Origin of the sequence: Janthinobacterium rivuli (genome assembly GCF_009208735.1) — a bacterium.
In the GTDB taxonomy this organism is placed as follows: Bacteria; Pseudomonadota; Gammaproteobacteria; order Burkholderiales; family Burkholderiaceae_D; genus Janthinobacterium.
Genome location: NZ_WFLJ01000034.1, coordinates 1 through 17,640 on the forward strand (window position 1 = coordinate 1; position 17,640 = coordinate 17,640).

Annotated in this window: 15 protein-coding genes, 2 tRNA genes and 1 pseudogene; 6 read left to right on the plus strand and 12 right to left on the minus strand. The window is 66.4% G+C overall.

Features of this window, described 5'->3' with window-relative positions; all coding sequences use genetic code 11:
* The 4 genes and pseudogenes from GCN78_RS28410 to GCN78_RS28425 form a co-directional block, all read left to right on the plus strand.
* Nucleotides 1-188, plus strand: a pseudogene (locus GCN78_RS28410) (IS1595 family transposase); the annotation flags it as partial.
* Between the two features lie 249 nt (nucleotides 189-437).
* Nucleotides 438-1,814, plus strand: a complete 1,377-nt coding sequence (cysS, locus tag GCN78_RS28415; protein ID WP_152254686.1) for a cysteine--tRNA ligase — start codon at nucleotides 438-440, stop codon at nucleotides 1,812-1,814.
* A 55-nt stretch (nucleotides 1,815-1,869) separates the two neighbouring features.
* On the plus strand, nucleotides 1,870-2,439 hold the full coding sequence (locus GCN78_RS28420; RefSeq protein WP_152254687.1) for a hypothetical protein: 570 nt from the start codon (nucleotides 1,870-1,872) through the stop codon (nucleotides 2,437-2,439).
* Nucleotides 2,432-2,974 carry a hypothetical protein gene (locus GCN78_RS28425; RefSeq protein ID WP_152254688.1) on the plus strand — a complete coding sequence of 181 codons (543 nt, stop codon included), beginning with the start codon at nucleotides 2,432-2,434 and terminating at the stop codon, nucleotides 2,972-2,974. Before GCN78_RS28420 ends, GCN78_RS28425 begins: the two co-directional genes overlap by 8 nt.
* Here the strand turns inward: GCN78_RS28425 and dbpA are convergent.
* The 6 genes from dbpA to GCN78_RS28455 form a co-directional block, all read right to left on the minus strand.
* Nucleotides 2,961-4,388 (minus strand): ATP-dependent RNA helicase DbpA, encoded by a 1,428-nt coding sequence (gene dbpA, locus GCN78_RS28430; protein WP_152254689.1) that lies wholly within the window; start codon nucleotides 4,386-4,388, stop codon nucleotides 2,961-2,963. The two genes, GCN78_RS28425 and dbpA, sit on opposite strands and share 14 nt — an antisense overlap.
* 111 nt (nucleotides 4,389-4,499) lie before the next feature.
* Nucleotides 4,500-4,736, minus strand: coding sequence for a hypothetical protein (locus GCN78_RS28435; RefSeq protein ID WP_152254690.1), 237 nt, complete (start codon nucleotides 4,734-4,736; stop codon nucleotides 4,500-4,502).
* A gap of 205 nt (nucleotides 4,737-4,941) precedes the next feature.
* On the minus strand, nucleotides 4,942-6,606 hold the full coding sequence (locus tag GCN78_RS28440; protein ID WP_152254691.1) for an acid phosphatase: 1,665 nt from the start codon (nucleotides 6,604-6,606) through the stop codon (nucleotides 4,942-4,944).
* A 129-nt stretch (nucleotides 6,607-6,735) separates the two neighbouring features.
* Nucleotides 6,736-9,231, minus strand: coding sequence for a TonB-dependent siderophore receptor (locus GCN78_RS28445; RefSeq protein WP_193316898.1), 2,496 nt, complete (start codon nucleotides 9,229-9,231; stop codon nucleotides 6,736-6,738).
* 102 nt (nucleotides 9,232-9,333) lie between these two features.
* A complete protein-coding gene (locus GCN78_RS28450; protein WP_152254692.1) occupies nucleotides 9,334-10,341 on the minus strand; it encodes a FecR domain-containing protein in 1,008 nt (335 codons plus the stop codon).
* A gap of 1 nt (nucleotide 10,342) precedes the next feature.
* Entirely contained in the window at nucleotides 10,343-10,861 is a 519-nt protein-coding gene (locus tag GCN78_RS28455; protein ID WP_152254693.1) for a sigma-70 family RNA polymerase sigma factor, read from the minus strand.
* A gap of 286 nt (nucleotides 10,862-11,147) precedes the next feature.
* Between GCN78_RS28455 and GCN78_RS28460 the strand changes: the two genes are divergently transcribed.
* Nucleotides 11,148-11,762 (plus strand): hypothetical protein, encoded by a 615-nt coding sequence (locus GCN78_RS28460; RefSeq protein ID WP_152254694.1) that lies wholly within the window; start codon nucleotides 11,148-11,150, stop codon nucleotides 11,760-11,762.
* 73 nt (nucleotides 11,763-11,835) lie between these two features.
* On the opposite strand, the gene GCN78_RS28465 is transcribed toward GCN78_RS28460, so the two are convergent.
* From GCN78_RS28465 to GCN78_RS28485, 5 genes are all read right to left on the minus strand, one after another.
* Nucleotides 11,836-11,912: transfer RNA gene (locus GCN78_RS28465), tRNA-Met, on the minus strand.
* 134 nt (nucleotides 11,913-12,046) lie between these two features.
* A tRNA-Met gene (locus GCN78_RS28470) sits at nucleotides 12,047-12,123 on the minus strand.
* 56 nt (nucleotides 12,124-12,179) lie between these two features.
* The gene (locus GCN78_RS28475; RefSeq protein ID WP_152254695.1) at nucleotides 12,180-13,358 is read right to left on the minus strand and encodes a methyltransferase; all 1,179 of its coding nucleotides are present in this window, start codon (nucleotides 13,356-13,358) and stop codon (nucleotides 12,180-12,182) included.
* Between the two features lie 58 nt (nucleotides 13,359-13,416).
* Nucleotides 13,417-14,280, minus strand: coding sequence for a hypothetical protein (locus GCN78_RS28480; protein WP_152254696.1), 864 nt, complete (start codon nucleotides 14,278-14,280; stop codon nucleotides 13,417-13,419).
* Nucleotides 14,281-14,339: 59 nt separating this feature from the next.
* Entirely contained in the window at nucleotides 14,340-14,549 is a 210-nt protein-coding gene (locus GCN78_RS28485) for a hypothetical protein (RefSeq protein WP_034755039.1), read from the minus strand.
* Nucleotides 14,550-14,727: 178 nt separating this feature from the next.
* Between GCN78_RS28485 and GCN78_RS29485 the strand changes: the two genes are divergently transcribed.
* Nucleotides 14,728-14,895 (plus strand): hypothetical protein, encoded by a 168-nt coding sequence (locus GCN78_RS29485; RefSeq protein ID WP_193316899.1) that lies wholly within the window; start codon nucleotides 14,728-14,730, stop codon nucleotides 14,893-14,895.
* 4 nt (nucleotides 14,896-14,899) lie between these two features.
* Here GCN78_RS29485 and GCN78_RS28490 read toward each other — a convergent pair.
* Nucleotides 14,900-17,640, minus strand: a 2,741-nt coding sequence (locus GCN78_RS28490; protein WP_152254697.1) for an SbcC/MukB-like Walker B domain-containing protein, incomplete at its 5' end; no start/stop codon positions are given.

Genomic DNA, 17,640 nt, shown 5'->3' on the forward strand with positions numbered 1-17,640 from the left:
ATGTGCAGAACGTCAATGCATATCACAGCCGCCTGCGCGAATGGTTAAGGCCGTTTCACGGCGTGGCCACGCGCTACCTGCCAAACTACCTGGGATGGCGCTGGATACTCGACGCCAAGCGCATCCGCTCACCAGAAACGTTATTGAAGGCAACGATGGGAGTGTTCCCACATTTGACGGTGACATAGCCAAAAAATAGGCCAGCGTCGCGGGAGGGCTTGACGGCCTGCCCGCGCGCATGCGATATTTGCTGCATGATCTCTTCCATCCTCCTTCCAGTCCCTGCCCACCGCGCCGCCGCTGCGCTGTGTCCGTGTACCTGGCTTCGTGAGGATGCGGCCCGGCGCCGTTAAATTTGTTACTCCTCATTCCGATGGCCACAGTGTTGAAAAACCTGTGGCCATTTTCTTTTGCCGCAACACTTTGCAAGGACCCGCATGACACTCCATTTGTACGATACGTATAGCCGCAGCCTGCGGCCCTTCGAGGCCATCATCCCGGGCCAGGCTGGCCTGTACGCCTGCGGCCCCACCGTCTACGATTACGCGCACATCGGCAACCTGCGCACCTATCTGTTCGTCGACGGCTTGCGCCGCGCGCTCGAGTTCAACGGCCTGCGGGTGCGCCACGTGATGAACATCACGGACGTGGGCCACCTGACGTCGGACGCGGACAGCGGCGACGACAAGATCGAGGCGCGCAGCGCCCGCAGCGGCAAGTCGGCCTGGGATATCGCGGCGGAATTTACGCGCGCGTTCGAGGGCGATCTGCGCCAGTTGAATATCCTGCCGCCCACCGTCTGGTGCCGCGCCACCGACCACATCGCGGAGCAGATCGATTTCATCCGCGACCTGGAAGCGAAGGGTTACACCTACCGCACGGACGACGGCATCTATTTCGACACGACGCGCCAGGACAGTTATGGCAAGCTGGCGCGCCTGAACCGCGACGGCCTGCAGGCGGGCAAACGGGTGGAGCTCGGCGAGAAACGCGACATCTGCGACTTCGCGTTGTGGAAGTTCAGTGGCGTGCCGGGACAGCGCCAGATGGAGTGGGACAGCCCGTGGGGCCTGGGTTTCCCCGGCTGGCATATCGAATGCTCGGCCATGGCGGAAAAACACCTGGGCGCGTATTTCGACATCCATTGCGGCGGCGAAGACCACGTGGCGGTCCACCACAGCAACGAGATCGCGCAGACGGAAGCGCGCCACGGCACGCGCCTGGCCAACTTCTGGCTGCATGGCGCCTTCCTCAAGACCCAGGATGCGAAGATGTCGAAATCCTCAGGGGACTTTTTGCGCCTGCACAGCCTGGTGGAGCAGGGCGTCGATCCGCTGGCTTATCGCTACCTGTGCCTGGGCGCCCACTACCGCAGCAGCCTCAATTTCACGGACGAGGCCCTGCGCGCCGCCGCCAGCGGCCTGGCGCGCCTGCGCGTGGCCGTGCATGGCCTGGGTGCTGCGGACGGCGAGGCCGACCCTGCATGGCATGAGCGCTTCATGAGCTGCGTCAACGATGACCTGAACTACCCGCGCGCGCTGGCCGTGGCCTGGGAGCTGCTGAAAAGCGGGCTGCCCGACGGCGTGAAAAAGGCCACGATGACCCGCTTCGATACGGCGCTGGGACTCGACCTGCTGGCCTGGCAGCCGGCGCAGGTGGCAGTGCCGCAACCGGTGCTGGCGTGGATGGAAGAGCGGGCGGCCGCCCGCGCGCAGCGCCAGTGGGCCGAGGCGGACCGTCTGCGCGCACTGGCGCGCGCGGCCGGCTATGACATCGACGATACGCCGCAGGGCCAGCAGGCGCGCCTCTTGTGACGATGCTATCCGTGCCAGTGCGGCATAATGGCCGCCTGATGAAACTGGAGCTGCCGTGAAGCGTCGTTTGCTGCTATTGAGTTGTTGCCTGGCCTGCTCCTGCGTCCAGGCGGCCAGCGAGTGTCCGGGTTTCCCCGTGCTGGCCACGTCCGGCGAGGCGCTGCTGGCGCAGGTGCGTGCGTTGCCGCCCGTCGGCATCGACCGCGAACGGCAGGCGTGTGCGCCGGCGACCGTCATCGATTTCGCCTACAGCGGCGGAACCTTGTGCAGTTTTGGTGGTGAGGTCGATGCCGCGACGGCCGCCGTCACGCGGCTGGCCGATGGCGGCGAACTGGTCGAATACCTGTATCTGTTCCCGTATGCCCCGGCCTCGCATGCGCGCTTGCTGGCGCTGCTGGCCGCGCGTTTTAATCAGGTCGACAAGGCGGCCTGGCCCGCCTTCCTGCAAGGTGCGACGCCAGGCAAGGAAACCACGGCCCTGTTCACCGACGGCGCTTACTATATTTCGCTGGGCAAGCCAGCCGAAGGCGATCCTGCCGCATGGTATTCGAATGTGATCTTTGAAAAGATGGACCTGCCTGCGCTGGGCGTGCGCAAGGTGTGCCGCGAGGGGCGCGATGGCTGAAGCGGACGCCTTTCCGGCGGCATTGGCCGGCGCCCTGGCGCAGCTGCTGCCCGCGCTGGGCAGCAGCCGGGCCCACCCGCCATTTGCCGTGTACCTGAATGGCGAGGCCTTGCTGATCCCGACGCGCACGTATTATGACCGCGAACGGCTGCTGGCCTGTACGCGGCTGGCCGGCGACGCGGGCGTGATCGCCCTGTGCCTGGGCACGCGCCACCACGATGGCCATCTGCGCGAAGCGTGTGTCAGGCAGCTGTTGCTGCAGGAGCGCGCGTGGACGGTGCCGTTCGTCGTGCACCTGTGCGGCGAGTACGTGCTGGAGATTATCGAGGCAATTGGCGCGGCGCTGCCGGCCTGGAATGCGCAGGCGCTGGCGCGCTACCTGCGGGACAATCGCGCGTATGTGGATACGCTGGAGCGGCGCGCCGTCAGCTACTGGAACTGCTACTACCGCCATCAATATCCCGTGTGGGACGGTTATCCGGGACGCAGGGCCATGGCGGCCCTGCGTGCATTACAAGAGTTTACGCCTCGATAAAGCGCATCTTGAAGCTGCGGCCCTTGATGTTGCCGAAGTCGCGGCCCAGGGAGTTACCGGCGTTGAGGCGCTTGAAGGCCGCTTCGGCCACCTTGCGGTCCAGCGCCACGTAGGTCATGAATTCGAACACGTTGATCTTGCCCACTTGTTCCTTGGTCAGGCCCGCGTCGCCCGTCAGCGCGCCCAGCAAGTCGCCCGGGCGCAGCTTGTCCTTCTTGCCGCCCATGATGCACAGGGTGACCATCGGCGCAGGCAGCGCCTCCATCCCGTCATCGTCGGCGAGTTCCTTCAGATCGTGCCATTCGGCGGCGCTGTTCTGGTACTGCTCGATCAGCTTGACCCATTTTTTCTCGTTCGGCGCGCACAGCGACAGGGCCAGGCCCTTCTTGCTGCCGCGGCCCGTGCGGCCGATGCGGTGGATATGCACTTCCGTGTCTTTCGACACGTCGACGTTGATCACCGCACCCAGGTCGGAAATATCGAGGCCGCGCGCGGCGACGTCGGTGGCCACCAGCACGGAGCAGCTGCGGTTGGCGAACAGCACGAGGATTTCATCGCGCTCGCGCTGTTCCAGCTCGCCGTACAGGGCCAGCGCGGAAAAGCCTTGCTGGCGCAGTTCCTCGGCCAGTTCGCGGCAATGCACCTTGGTGTTGCAGAAGGCCAGGGTCGATTCCGGCTTGAAGTGTTTCAACAGCTTGCCGACGGCGCCATTGCGCTCGTCGAAGCCGATTTCATAGAAACGCTGTTCGATCTTGTCGTTGTCGTGCTGCGCTTCGACCGTCACTTCCAGCGGATTGACGAGGAACGACGCCGTGGCGCGGCGGATGTCTTCCGGATACGTGGCCGAGAACAGCAGGGTCTGGCGGCGCGCCGGGCAGGCGCTGACGATGCCGGCGATTTCCTCGTAAAAGCCCATGTCCGTCATGCGGTCCGCTTCATCGAGCACCAGGGTCTGCACGTGGTTCAGGTTGATGGTGCCGCGGCCCAGATGGTCGCGCAGGCGGCCCGGCGTGCCGACGACGATGTGGGCGCCGTGTTCCAGCGAAGCGATCTGCGGGCGCATCGGCGCGCCGCCCGTCAGGGTCAGGATCTTGATGTTGCCGGCCGCGCGGGCCAGGCGGCGCAGCTCATTGGCCACCTGGTCGGCCAGTTCGCGCGTGGGGCACAGCACCAGGCCCTGCACGGCGAACCAGGCCGGATTGAGCTTGTGCAGGATGCCGATGCCGAAGGCGGCCGTCTTGCCGCTGCCCGTTTTCGCCTGGGCGATCAGGTCGCGGCCATCGAGCACCGCCGGCAGGCTTTGCGCCTGGATGGTGGTCATCTCGTGGTAGCCGAGCGAGTCCAGGTTGGCCAGGAAGGCGGGCGTCAGCGGCAGGCTGGCAAAAGAAGTGCTGGTGTCAGTGGTGGTGTTCATAGGGGCGGAGCCGGTAAAAAGCGGGTGGATGGGCACAGTCTACAGGCGTTCTACGCCCTTGTGCGGATGGTGGTGTGGAAGCTGGCGGCAAACGGCCGCCCGCGTGTGGTATTAATTGTCGGGCGCCCAGATGGGCAGGCCGGTGAGATCCAGGCCGGCGTCGCGCGTCCACACGGGCAAGCCCGTGGCGTCGGTCGGCTCCAGCAATTCGAGCTGCACCTGCTTCAGCGCCACCTTGCGCGCGCGCGTGCGGCGCTGTGGCTCCGGCGCCGGCTCTGGCGCCTCGAGCGCTGGCGGCGGGCCGAAACCGGGCAAGTCGATGGTGGCGTTGTCTTTTTTATCTCTCATTTGCTAACCTCTGTCCCTGGCTTGCGATGGCCAGGGGGCGGGCAACGTGCTGCCCACCTATGTCAATACGCTTTAACTTCATCCACAAAACAAAAGCCCGGCTACTGGAGTCGGGCTCATTGTTGGAACAACCGTCAGGAATACCTGTCCTGCGGATTTAAGTGCGGCACGCAGTGTATCACAGGCGTGCCGCATTGTGGGAGGCTTAGCGGAAGCTCAGGGCGCCCGTCAAGTCTCCCGGCGGCAGCGCGCCACGGGCCGCGAACGCGTCGTTGCGCACTTTCAGGCCTTCGAGCAGCGGCAGGTCGTGCAGGCGCGTGATCAGGCGCAGGATCGACGTCGTGTCGTAGAAGCTGTGGTCGACGGCGCCTTTCTTCGCGTACGGCGAGACGACGATGGCGGGAATGCGCGTGCCCGGACCCCAGCGGTCGCCCTTCGGCGGCGCCACGTGGTCCCACCAGCCGCCGTTTTCGTCGAACGTGATCACCACGATCATGTCCTTCCACTGCGGCGATTCCTTCAAATGCTGGATGACGTTGGCCACGTGCTGGTCGCCCGACTCGATATCCGAGTAGCCGGCGTGCAGGTTCAGATTCCCCTGCGGCTTGTAGAAGGTCACGGCCGGCAGCTTGCCCGCCACGGCGGCGGCGAGGAATTTGTTCGAGATCGGGCTGTCGCCCGTGCCGCCGTCGCGCAGGTGCTCGGCGCGCGCTGCCGTGCCAGGGGCGAACTGCTTGAAGTAGTTCAGCGGCTGGTGGTGGAACTGGAAGTTCGGCTTGCTGCCGCCGCCCTTGTGGTCGAGCGCCGCTTGCCAGCCGCCGCCATACCACGCCCAGCTGACGCCCTTGCGCGACAACAGGTCGCCGATGGTGTCGTAGGTTTGCGGCGGCAGGGTGTTCGCGTCGGCCGGGTCGGCGTGCAGCGGGTCGCCGTCGAAGGCGGGGCGGACATAGCTCGGTTGATATGGCGGCGCCATGGTGTTGACGGCATAGCCGTCCGGCGTGATGGCGCCGTCGTTCACGTATTTCGGCTTGCCGTCCAGCGCGGAAGGCGGGCAGTCTTCCGCGATGGCCAGGCGCACGCCTTGCGGGCCGTCGGACAGCACGGCGATCTTTTTCTTCGCCGCCGTATCAAGCGCGTTGAAATACTCGTTGGCGCGGCCCGTCACCAGGAACTGGTGGTTCATGTAGGAGCCGCCGAAGGCCGCCATGAAGAAGTTGTCGCACAGGGTGTACTGTTCGGCGATCTGCCACAGGTTCAGGTTTTTCGACGTTTCGCCGTAATGGCCCATCACCAGGCCGCCGCTGTCGGCCCACGCGGCAAAGCCGTCGTTCTTGCCGCCGTTGATCTGCATCTGGTTGTTATAGAAGCGGTGCACGAGGTCGCGCGTGATGATGCTCTCGGGCAGGGGCTTGCCGGCCGCGTCGCTCAATTTGTAGGGCGCGTTGGGCAGGCCGGAAATCTGGTCTTCCTTGATCAGGTAATCGATGCCGCCGATATTTTGCTGGTTCGGCACCAGGCCGCCCCAGATCTTCGGCAGGGTGGCCAGCGGCTTGCCGTCGCGGTCCAGTTGCTGCGCCTGTTCCGCCGTGACGGCGGACAGGGGCGCGCTGGTGCCGGGGAAGTTGGAGAACAGGTTGTTGAAGCTGCGGTTTTCCAGGTAGATCACGACCACGTTCTTGACGTGCGCCTTGAGTTTCGCGTCGAGCGAGCCCTTGGCGATGGTCTTTTTGGCTGGCGCGGCGTCGGCCAGCGCCGGCAGGCTGGCGGCCAGGCCGACCGCGGAAGCGGCCTGGAAAATCCGCCGGCGCGCGGGATTGGCGGGTTGGTCGGCGGGATCGGCTGGCAGGGCGGGGGCGAGGTCCTTCACACATTCTCCTTGGGTGTCTCTATGGGCACGGGCGTTGGCGGCAATCGCCGGCAACGCCCGTGAAGCGGGAAAATTGTATCACCGGCCCCGCGGCAATGTGAAATATTCAGCCCGGCCCTTGCCCTGGCCTTAGAACTGATAGCGCGCGGTCAACGTCACCTTGCGCGCCGGGCCATGCATGCCCGACAACCACCAGTCCGACACGGAAGCCGTGTACCGCTTGTCGAACAGGTTGGCCACGTTGACGGTGGCCGACAGCTTGTCGTTGACGTCGTAGCGCGCCATCAGGCTGGCCACCGAGTACGCCTTCTGTTCCCAGTGCAGGGTGCGGTTGACCTGCCAGGCATCGACGTCGGAATACACGCGGCTTTGCCAGTTCATGCCGCCGCCCACCGTCAGGCGATGCAGGTCGCCGGGCAGGCGATACGTGGTCCACAGTTTCACCAGGTGGCGCGGGAAGGTGGTCAGGATGGCCTTGCCGGTATGGTCTTCCTTCTGGCTGTACGACCACGAGGCCGAGATGTTCCAGCTTGGGGTGAGGGCGCCCGTCGCTTCCAGATCCACGCCCCGGGTCCTGGCGCCCTTGATGGCGCGGTTCGCGGGATTGTTCGTGCCCGGCACGGTGTAGCCAGGGTCCGATTCGGCCAGGTTGCTCTGGCGGATCTGGTACAGCGCGGCAGCCGTGTTCAGGCGGCCATCGAGCCAGCCGCTCTTGATGCCCGCTTCCAGGGTCTTGCCCTCGCGCGGCGCCAGCAGCTTGCCGTAGCGGTCTTGCGATGCTTGCGGCTGATGGATGGTGGAATAACTGGCGTAGGCGCTGTGCGTGCCGTCGATGTCGAACACCAGGCCGCCATACGGCGTGAAGACGCGGCTTTCCGAGGCTGGCGACGCGCTGTAAAAATTCACGGAAGGCGCGTCCGAGATGTAGTTCTCGCTGTAGCGCAGCACCTTCGCGCCGGCGATCAGTTTCAGGCGCTCGGAAAGGTTGAGGCGCGTGGCGGCATACGCGCTGGCCTGGCGGCGCGTGCTGTCGTAGATGACGGTGGTATCGCCAAACACGGGCGTCGCCGTGCGATTCCAGCGGTACAGGTTGGCGGGCGTGTTTTCGATGCCCCTGTCGAAACGGCCATCCGTCGTGCTTTGAAATTCGTTGTAGTCCATGCCCAGCACCAGTTCGTGCTGGCGGCCGAATGCGTTGAAGGGGCCGCGCACATTGACGTCCACGCTGTTGACCTGGAGCTGATAATCGCGGTAGTCGGCGTTCAGGCGCAGGCCATCGCTCGTGGCCTGGTCGGGCAAGCCGCCACTGACGTTCATGTAGACGGCGCGCTCTTCCTGCGACGATTGCACGCGGTTGGCCGAGATTTTCAGCTTCCAGTCGTTCGCCAGCGCGTGTTCCACAGTGGCGAAGAGGTCGGTCGAATTGGTGCCGAAGCGGTTCGACGTGGCCGCCGGGCTGAAGGCGCGGGGCAGGTCCGTCATGGCGCCATTGCTGTAGAACAGGGGGAAACCCAGGTAGGACAAGGATCCGTTCGAGCGCTTGCGCTGGTGCGTGACGCCGGCCGTCAGTTTCGTGTCGTTCGAGAGGTCCGCCTCGATCACGCCGTAGACCACTTTCTTGTCGCGGCTGTAGCCGTCGATGATGCTGTCGCCTTCCTCGTACACCGTCACCAGGCGGCCGCGCAGCGTATGCGCCTCGTTCAGCGGGCCGGAGACGTCGGCCATGGCGCGCCGTTCATCGTACGAGCCCAGCTCGCCCTCGACGGATGCCTGGAATTGCGCCGTCGGCTTCTTGCGCACCATGTTGATGGCGCCCGAGGCATCGCCCGCGCCCGTCATCAGGCCCGAGGCGCCGCGCAGCACTTCGATGCGGTCGTACAGCGCCATGTCGGCCAGGCTTTGCGACGGTATCGCATTGAGGCCCAGGTTTTCCGAATGCGTGCTGACGCCATCGAGCTGGTAATTGGTGATCGAATAGCCGCGCGACGTAAAGCCCGTGCGCTCGCTGCCCAGCGAGAACAGGGTGATGCCCGGTGTTTGCGCCATCACTTGCGCGATGGTGCTCAAGCCCTGGTCCTGCATGCGCTGCTGCGTGATGACGCTGACCGATTGCGGAGTTTTCCGGATCGACAGGCCCAGCGGCGTGGCCGTGGCGATCGGCAGGGCGGAGACATACGCGCCCGAGCCTTCCGTGGCATCCTGCTGCGCCTTGACCGACACTTCCGGCATCATCGACAGCGCTTCGCCACCCGCCGCGGCATCGGCCGGGCGCAGCACGTAGCTGCCGTTGGCGCTGCGCTCGGCGTTCAGGCCCGTGCCGCGCAGCACGCCGTTCAGGGCGGCCAGCACGTCGTGGCTGCCGCTCAAGCCGGCCGTCGTCTTGCCGCGCGTCTGCTCCGGCATAAAGCTGAGGATCACCCTGGACTGGCTGGCCACCTGACGCAGGGCGGCGGCCAGGTCGCCGGCCGGCACCTGGAAGTCGTGGCTCGCCATTTGCGCTGCCGCGCCTTCCTGCGCCAGCGCCGGCGTGGGTACGTTCAGCAGCAGGGCCGAACCGATGAAGATGAACTGGATGGCATATGCCATGCGCTTGATGCGTGGCCTGGAAGAGAGAGCTTGGGACATGGTTACCTTGTGGTGTAGTCGTCAAAAAGAACGTTGCCTACACAGGTCACGCGAGAAACGGAAACGGGTAAGATTTTTTTGCGCTGGACGCTAAATAAATGCTCAGCGCTGCTGGCGCGCCTCCACATGCACCCAGTAGCGCGTGCGCAGGCGCACGTCCACCGGCAGGGAGTCGGGCAGCGACAGCAGCACGGCATCGAGGTCGGCCAGCGGGAAGACGCCGGAGATGCGCAGGCCGGCGACGGCGTCGTCGCAGCCCAGCAAGCCGTGGCGGTAGCGGCTCAATTCATGCAGGAAGTCGCGCAGCGGCATGGCGTCGGCCAGCAACAAGCCCTGGCGCCAGGCCCAGATGTCGGGCGAGACGGCGTGCGCGGGCAAGACGCCTTGTGCCGTCATGCCGCCGCCCTGGCCCGCGCGGATCACCTGTCTGGCGCCGCCATGGCGCGGCATCAGCCGCACGGCGCCTTCCTCGACGGCGACCATGGTGCTGCCTTCGGCCTGGCGCACCGAGTAGCGCGTCCCCAGCGCCTGCGCCTGGCCATGCGCCGTTTCGACGAGGAAGGGACGGTGGGGCCTGCCCGTTTCGCGGGCGGTGGCGATAAACACTTCACCCCGCACCAGTTGCAGCAGGCGCTGCGTACCCGTAAAGCGGAGGTTGACGGCACTGCCGCTGTTCAGGTGCAAACGGCTGCCGTCGGCCAGGGTCAGCTCGCGGCGTTCGCCCACGCCCGTGGACAGGTCGGCCAGCGCGGCGCGGGCAAAGTCGGGTGCATATGCCGAGCGCGCGCCGAACCAGCCCGTGAGGCCGATGGTGGAGACCCATGCCAACAGCCGCAGGCTGCTGCGCCGCGAGACGGAGCGCGAGCTGCGACCTGGCTGCAGCGCCTTGCGGCTGGCCTGGGCATCGAGTTCGCGCAAGCCTCCGCTGACGCTTTCGATGTGTTGCCACGCGCGTTCATGGTCGGGGTGCGCCTGGCGCCACTGCTGCCAGGCCGTTGTTTCCGCCGGCGTGGTGGCGCCGCTCATCAGGGTGGCCAGCCATTCGGCCGCCTGCATGGCGATGGCCAGGTCGATGGGCTGGCCCTGGGCGTAGACGGTGGCGCCGCGCATGTCAGGGGCTGGCAAAATCGGGCACGGCAAAAAAGCACAGCAGGTTGGCCTTGCTCAGGTATTTTTTGACGGAATGCGTGGTGGTGCCCAGTTCGGCGGCGATCTCGGCGTAGCTCATGCCGTCCAGGTGGGCCAGCAGGAAGGCGGCCCTGGCCTTGGCGGAGAGCTGGTCCAGCGCGCGGTCGACCAGTTGCAGCGATTCGAGCAGGATGGACATCGTTTCCGGCGACGGCGTGCACGCTTGCGGCTGGTGCAGCAGGGCGTCGAGGTAGGCCCGTTCCAGCTCTTCGCGCCGGCAGTGATTGGCCAGCAGGCGCTTGGCGATGGTGGCCAGGAAAGGGCGCGGCTGCGCGATCCCGGCACTGCTGCGCGCTACGAAGATCTTCAGGAAGGTATCCTGCGCCAGATCGCCCGCCAGCCCCGCATCGTGCAGGCGGCGCTTCAGCCAGTGCAGCAGCCAGGAATGGTGCTCGGCATACAGGGCCTGGAAATCGGACGGCGGGGCAGGGGCGGACAGCATGCGGACGGGATGGGATGGGATGGGTATCTTAATCTAAATGAGAATTGTTCTCATGATAGCGCAACCGCGCACGCCGGGCAATCGGGAAAACGCGGCGTTGCTGAAATGCGACTGCACGCCCGTGCCGCGCGCGGCGGCGGATTTGCGCCCGCGCACGGCAGATGTAAAAGTTTCCTTGGCGCAAGCTTTCATGTGAGAAAATGCGGTCTGTCGATGTGGTGCGGAGCGAAAGATGATGTGGATGGTTGGCGGTGCCCTGGTTCTACTGGTCGCCAGATTCTTATGGTTGGCCTACTTTCATCGCGTGCAGGCGATGTCGCGCCAGGCGGAAGTGATGAACTGGCTCGACATCGGCCGGGTGTCGAATGCCGATGGCGGCAAGGATATTCTGTTGGCGCGCAATGAGCGCGGCGCGAGGATAGACTGGCGCACGGGCGAGGTCTGGCTGATGAATCCCAAGGTGGAAGAACCGTTTGCCGACTTTCTGGCCGTCGAACGCTGGCTGACCTTGCGCGACATGCCGGCGGCGGACAAGCCGGCCGCCGCTGCGCCCGCGCCAGCGGAGCCGGAGCCGGAAGCGGCGCCTGAGCCCGGACCCGTGCGCGATACCTTGCCGGCCTTCCAGCAAAAGGTCGATGCTTGCCTGGCCAAGGCCGAGGGTGGTCAGGAACTGTTGGAAACCAAGCAGGCGTTCGAGGCGGGCAGCGAGCCCTATCTTGAGGCGTCGACGGAATTGAGCAAGACGGCGCTGGAGCTCGAAGTGTCGCCGGCCATGGTGGCCACGTTTCATATCAGCGCCTTTGCCGCGCTGGCCGAAACGGCGGGAGCCGACAAGCTGGAACGGGTGGCGGCCAGCCTGCACGCGGCGGCCCGGCAGATCAGGGCCAGCGCCGCCGCGTAAAAGTGGCGGCAAGAGCAGGCCGGAAATGAAAAAACCGCTGAATCCCTTGCAGGAGTCAGCGGTTTTTATGTATTGGTTGCGGGGACAGGATTTGAACCTGTGACCTTCGGGTTATGAGCCCGACGAGCTGCCAGACTGCTCCACCCCGCAGGCGAATTATAACCGAGTTTGTTGCATTGCGAAAGAGCGGATGGCATTTGCCTTGCATGATGGTCGCGGGCAGCGCGCGACGCAATGGAAAAAGCCGCTGATCCCTTTGCAAGAATCAGCGGCTTTCATGTATCTGGTTGCGGGGACAGGATTTGAACCTGTGACCTTCGGGTTATGAGCCCGACGAGCTGCCAGACTGCTCCACCCCGCAGGCGAATTATAGCGGGGTTTGCTGCAATGCGCAATGGCCGGGTTTCAGACCCTGGATTATGCCGCCGCCAGGCGCCACAGCGACGTGACTTCCTGCGAGCGGGCCGCGTGCAGGCTGTCCGTCGCATCCTGCGCGCGCGGGTGCGTGGGTTTCACGTCCAGGCGGTCGATGACTTTCAAGCCCGCCTGTTCTATCCATTCCAGCAATTGCGCGCGCGGGCGCAGGCCCAGGTGCTCGGCCAGGTCCGACAAGATCAGCCAGCCTTCGCCGGCTGGCTCCAGGTGGTCGGCCAGGCCGGCGAGGAAACCGCGCAGCATGCGGCTGTCCGGATCGTAGACGGCGTATTCGATGGGCGAACTTGGGCGGGCCGGCAGCCATGGCGGATTGCACACGACGAGCGGCGCGCGGCCGGCGGGGAACAGGTCGGCCTGCACCACCTCGACCTTGTCGATCAAATCGAGGCGGGCCAGGTTTTCGCGCGCGCAGGACAGGGCGCGCGGGTCCTGGTCGGTGGCGACGATGCGGTCGATGCCGCGCTGCGCCAGCACGGCGGCCAGCACGCCCGTGCCGGTGCCGATGTCGAAGGCCAGCCTGGCGCGCGCGGGCAGGGGCGCTTCGGCCACCAGGCCCACGTATTCGCCGCGGATCGGCGCGAACACGCCGTAATGCGGGTGGATGCGCTGGCCCAGGGCCGGCAGTTCCACGCCCGTGCGGCGCCATTCGTGCGCGCCGATCAGGCCCAGCAACTCGCGCAGCGAGGCGATGAACGGCTCTTCGCCGCGGCCATACGCTTCATTGCACGCCAGTTTCACGTCCGGCGCGCGGCGCAGCGGGATCGTGTAGTCGGCATCAAAAGGCAGCAGCAGCATGGCCAGGGTGCGGGCGCGCTGCGACTGGGCCTGGCGGTGCAGATGGAACGCTTCCGTGGCGGTGGGTTCGGGTTTCGCCAGCTTGGCGGCCTTGGCTTTTTTGCTCGGTTTGTCGTTCTTGTGGTCGGCGCGCCGCGCCAGCGCCTGCAGCAGCTGGCGCGCGTTCTGGAAGTCGCCGCGCCACAGCATGGCCGTGCCTTCGCAGGCCAGGCGGTAGGCCTGGTCGGCCGTCGTGCGGTCGTCGGCGATGACGACGCGCTTGGGCGGCGGCATGCCGCTTTCCGAGCGCCAGCGGGCCGAATGCTCGGCGCCGTTTTCGCTCCAGTGGATCTGCGGATGAACGGTAGGGGAAGAAGTGTCGGACATGGGTTTCAATCGATAGAAGGGGGCGCGCGGCATGGTCGCCTGCGCAGGCCGTCTTCCATTATACGTCGCTGGCCGTGCCGTCAGCGGTGTCCGTGCCATAGGCGAGTGCCAGCGCGCGGGCACGCGCCTGCTCCTCCGGCGTGGTTTCCACGGCTTTCTTGTCGATCTTGGCGGCATCGGCGGCATGTTCCGGCTGCACCAGCTTGAGCAAACGCAAGCTCAGGCTGCCCGCCAGGTCGCCATCGTTGCCGCTGGCGCTGGCGCCGTCGGACGCGCCTTGATGGACATTGCTTTGCAATTGCTGGCCCAGCAGCTTGAACAGGTCGTGCAGATTGCCGCCGAAGCGCGTGGCGGGCAATTCTTTGGCGGGCAGGGCGGCGTCATCGGCGGAGCTGGCTTCCTCGCCTGCCTCTTGCGTTTGCTCAAGGACGCCCGCGCTGATGTTCGATTGATATTGCACTTCCACTTCGAAGTCGAAGGTCTGGCCATCGGCCGTCGTGATCTTGCCTTTGCCGATGAAGTGCGCGTTTTCATCGAGGCTGAAGGCGGCCGCGCGGCTGCTGCCGTTGGCGCCCGAGACGCTGGCGCTGCCACCGCTGAAACTGGAGCCGGCTTGCAGGTCGACCGAATCGAAGGCGACAGTGGCGCCGTCGCCGAACAGCTGGCGCGTCATGGTGCTCAGAAAATCCTGCGCCACGTCGACGGTCGCGTTGCCCAGCGCGTCGGTCCGTTGCGACAGTCCCTTGGCCGACAGGTCCAGGCCATTTTTCGACAGCGCCACCACGTCTTGCGCCGTGCGCTGCATCAGGGGCGAGCCGGCCAGGCCGGACGCGCCGGCGCCCGCTTTTTGCGGCGTTTGGCCTGCCAGGGTACTGGCGGCAGGCTGGCGCGAGCCGGAGGCGAGGGCGGGGAGCTGGGACATGGCAGGGTCAAATGGGGAAGATAAGCAATTAACGGCAATATCGCCCCATTCTTTAACCATTAGTGGTGGTGCGACCAGCTACCGTCCGCCGATTCCAGGTAGGACTTGACGGCATCGGCCTGGCCCGTGGCGTGGCGCTTGAGTTCGCCACATGCGCAAATGCCCTGGTACGGCTGGATATGCGAGCAGGCGGAGACTTTTTGCAGGTAGACCTGCATCGATTTGTGACATTTTACGCACTTGAAGGTGAGGCTGCGGGCGGCTTTCATGGGGTTCCTTGAACTGTTGCGGGGCGTAGGCGGTACCTGCGCGAAGGCGGCGATTTTAACCCACTCTGCCCATCGTTACACGTTGTTGCATCTGCGCCACGCGCACGTCAACTGAATCCGCGCCATGACGTTGAGCGTATATAGGAGGTCGTCTGACCGCCATTGAAGAGGTAGCACCATGGACAAGCATGACAAGGAAAAGCCTGCACAGCCCGCCAAGGAGCTGGTGAGGAAATGGCTGAAAGCGGAACTGGAACAGCGCCGGCCCCCGCCCGACCCCGAGCAGATCCGCCGCGAACTGGGCTGGGATTTGCTCAAGTTGTGCCGGGAGCCGGCCAGCCGCTAGCGACTCAGCGCACCGTCACCACGCTCTTGCCGCCGGCCCCCGGCTGCACCAGGATGCGGGTGGCGATGCGCTCGGTCATTTCCTGTACATGCGAGATGACGCCCACCTTGCGGCCCATCGCCTGCAGGCCGTCGAGCGCATCCATGGCCACGCGCAGGGTTTCCGTGTCCAGGCTGCCGAAGCCCTCGTCGATGAACAGCGATTCGACGCGCACGCGGTTCGAGGACAGCGAGGCCAGGCCCAGTGCCAGGGCCAGCGAGACGAGGAACGATTCGCCGCCCGACAGCGAGTGCACGGAACGCAGTTCGCCGCCCATGTCCTGGTCGCGCACCATCAGGCCCAGCGACGGGTTGTTCGGGTTGTCGATGCGTTCGAGCTGGTAGCGGCGCGCCAGGTGGTTCAAATGTGCGTTGGCATAGCCGAGCAGCACTTCCAATGTGAATTGCTGCGCGTAGTTGCGGAATTTCTTGCCATCGGCCGAACCGATCAATTCACTCAGGCTGGCCCAGCGCCGCTCGATGACGGCTTGCGCCTCGATCTGCGCCAGCATCGCCTGCGCGCCGTGGCGTCGCGCGTCGTCCTGCGCGATGGCCAGGCGCAAGCGCGTCGCTTCCTGGTTGGCCGCCTGGCGTTCGGCGCCCAGCGATTCCAGCGCTGTCCGCAGCACGGCCTCGTCCATTTCCAGCGCCTCCGGCGGCTGTTGCACGTGGGCCGCCAGTTGCTGCCGGCGTTCGGCCAGCACGGAAACGGCCGCCGTGTGGCGATCGGCGATCACTTGCAGGGCGTCGCGTTCGGCGCGCATGCTCTCCGCGGAGACGGCCAGGCGCGCGCGCAGCGCTTCGATCGTGGCGGGCGCCTGGCTGGAGTGAAGCTGCTGGAACTGGCGCAGCCAGTCGTGCAGGGCGGCGGAGGCGCTGTCTTCCTGTGCATGCAGGGCGGCCAGGCGCTGCGCCAGCTGCGCGCACGCTTCGTCGAGGCGCGCGCGCTGCTGGCCGGCCGCGTGGGCTGCCGCTTGCTGCTGTGCCAACTGCTCCTTGGCTTGCGCGACGGCCGCCGCCAGGCTGCGTTCCACATCGGCCACGCCCTGGCCTTGCCATAGCGCGTTGCGCTCCGCTTGCAGCGTCGTGAGCTGCTTGTCGACGGCGGCAAAGGCGGCATGGGCTTCCTGCGCCGTTTGCCGTGCCTTGCCGGCGGCCAGCAGCGCCGCTTCCAGCTGCGCGGCCAGGGTGGCCAGCGCGTGGCCGCGCTGGTCCTGCTCCGCCTGCTGCTTCAGCCATTGCCGGCTTTCCGCGTCGCGCGCCGCGCGGAAGGCGGCGGGGCCGGCGCGCCAGCTGTCTTTCCAGCCTTCGGCGCCTTCCACGTCGTCAAACGCGGCATCGAGCTGCGTCAGCAAGCCGTCCAGCATGCCGCGCGACGTCTCCGCCTTGTCCAGGCTGGCCGCCTGCTGCGCCTGCAACTGCGCCAGCCGGGTCTGCGTTTCGGCGACGGCGCTGGTGCAGCGCGCGTGTTCGGCGCCGGCCAGTTCGTGCGCCGCCTGCGCCTGCTCGCGCCGCGCGCTGGCCTGGCGCAGCGCCGCCTCCTGCCGCGCCAGCGCCTGCAGGGCTGCCGCATTGGCCGCCAGTTGTTGCGCGAACCAGTCCGCGCGCAGGTTTTCCGGCGGCAGCTGCAAGGTGTCGGCATGCGGTTGCCATTGCGCGTGCAAGCGCTCGATGGCGGGCGGCAGGGCCGCCAGTTCGGCATCCGTTTGCGCCTGTTCGCGCGCAGTCGCCGCCAGCGCCGCCCTGTGCGTGGCCAGCTGCTCCAGATTGCCGCGCGTCTGCGTGCGGCAGGCCAGGACTTCATCCTGCAAGCTGGCCAGCATCGCCTGCAGGGCGTCATCGGCGTGGCTATAGGGGTGTTCCAGCGCGCCGCAGACGGGGCAGGGCTGCTCGTCCTGCAAGGTCGCGCGCAGCTGCTCGACGCTGGCCGCGCATGCCGCTTGCGCCCCTTTCAAGGACTTTTCCGCCTGCGCCAGGCGCGCTTCCAGCAGCGCCGTCTGCGCCGCTTCCGTTGCCAATGCCGTGTTTTCCGTTTGCGCGGCTTGCGCCAGCTGGGCCGCCCTGGCTTGCCAGTGCGCCAGTGCCTGCTGCTGGCGCGCCAGTTCCGTCCACGTCTTTTCCGCCGCGTTCAGCTGGCGCGCATGGTCTTCCAGCTGGCCGCGCTGTTGCTGCAGCAGCTGCCCGTCGATGGCTTGCACGGCGCACTGCGCCTCGCGCCGCTGCGCATCATGCGCGGCGAGCGTGGCGGCGGCGGCCGTCAACGCGGCTTGCGCCTCGTGGCCCGCCTTGCCTGCCGCGCGCACCAGCTGCGCCGCTTCGGCCGCCCTGGCATCGGCCGCATCGGCTTGCGCGGCCGCCTGCCCGGCCTGGGCGAACAACTGGTCCGACAATTGCCACGACGTGGCCAGCGCCTGCCACTGCTGGTGCGACGCCAGCCATAGTCGGCCCGCTTCCTGCTCCGCCAGCGCGGCTTGCTGGCGCTGCTGCAGATCGTGCAGCGCGGCGTGCGCCGTCTCGTTGGCCTGGTCGGCGGCCAGCACGCCATCCTGCGCCTGGCGGTGCGCGGGCAAGTGGGCCGCGATGCCGGCGTCGAGCGCCTTGGCTTGATCGAGCAGCGGCGCCGCATCGCGCTGCGCCGCCTCCCTGGCTTGCAAGGCCGCCGCTGCCAGCTGCACGGCTTGCGCCAGCTGCGCCTCGCCGACGCCGG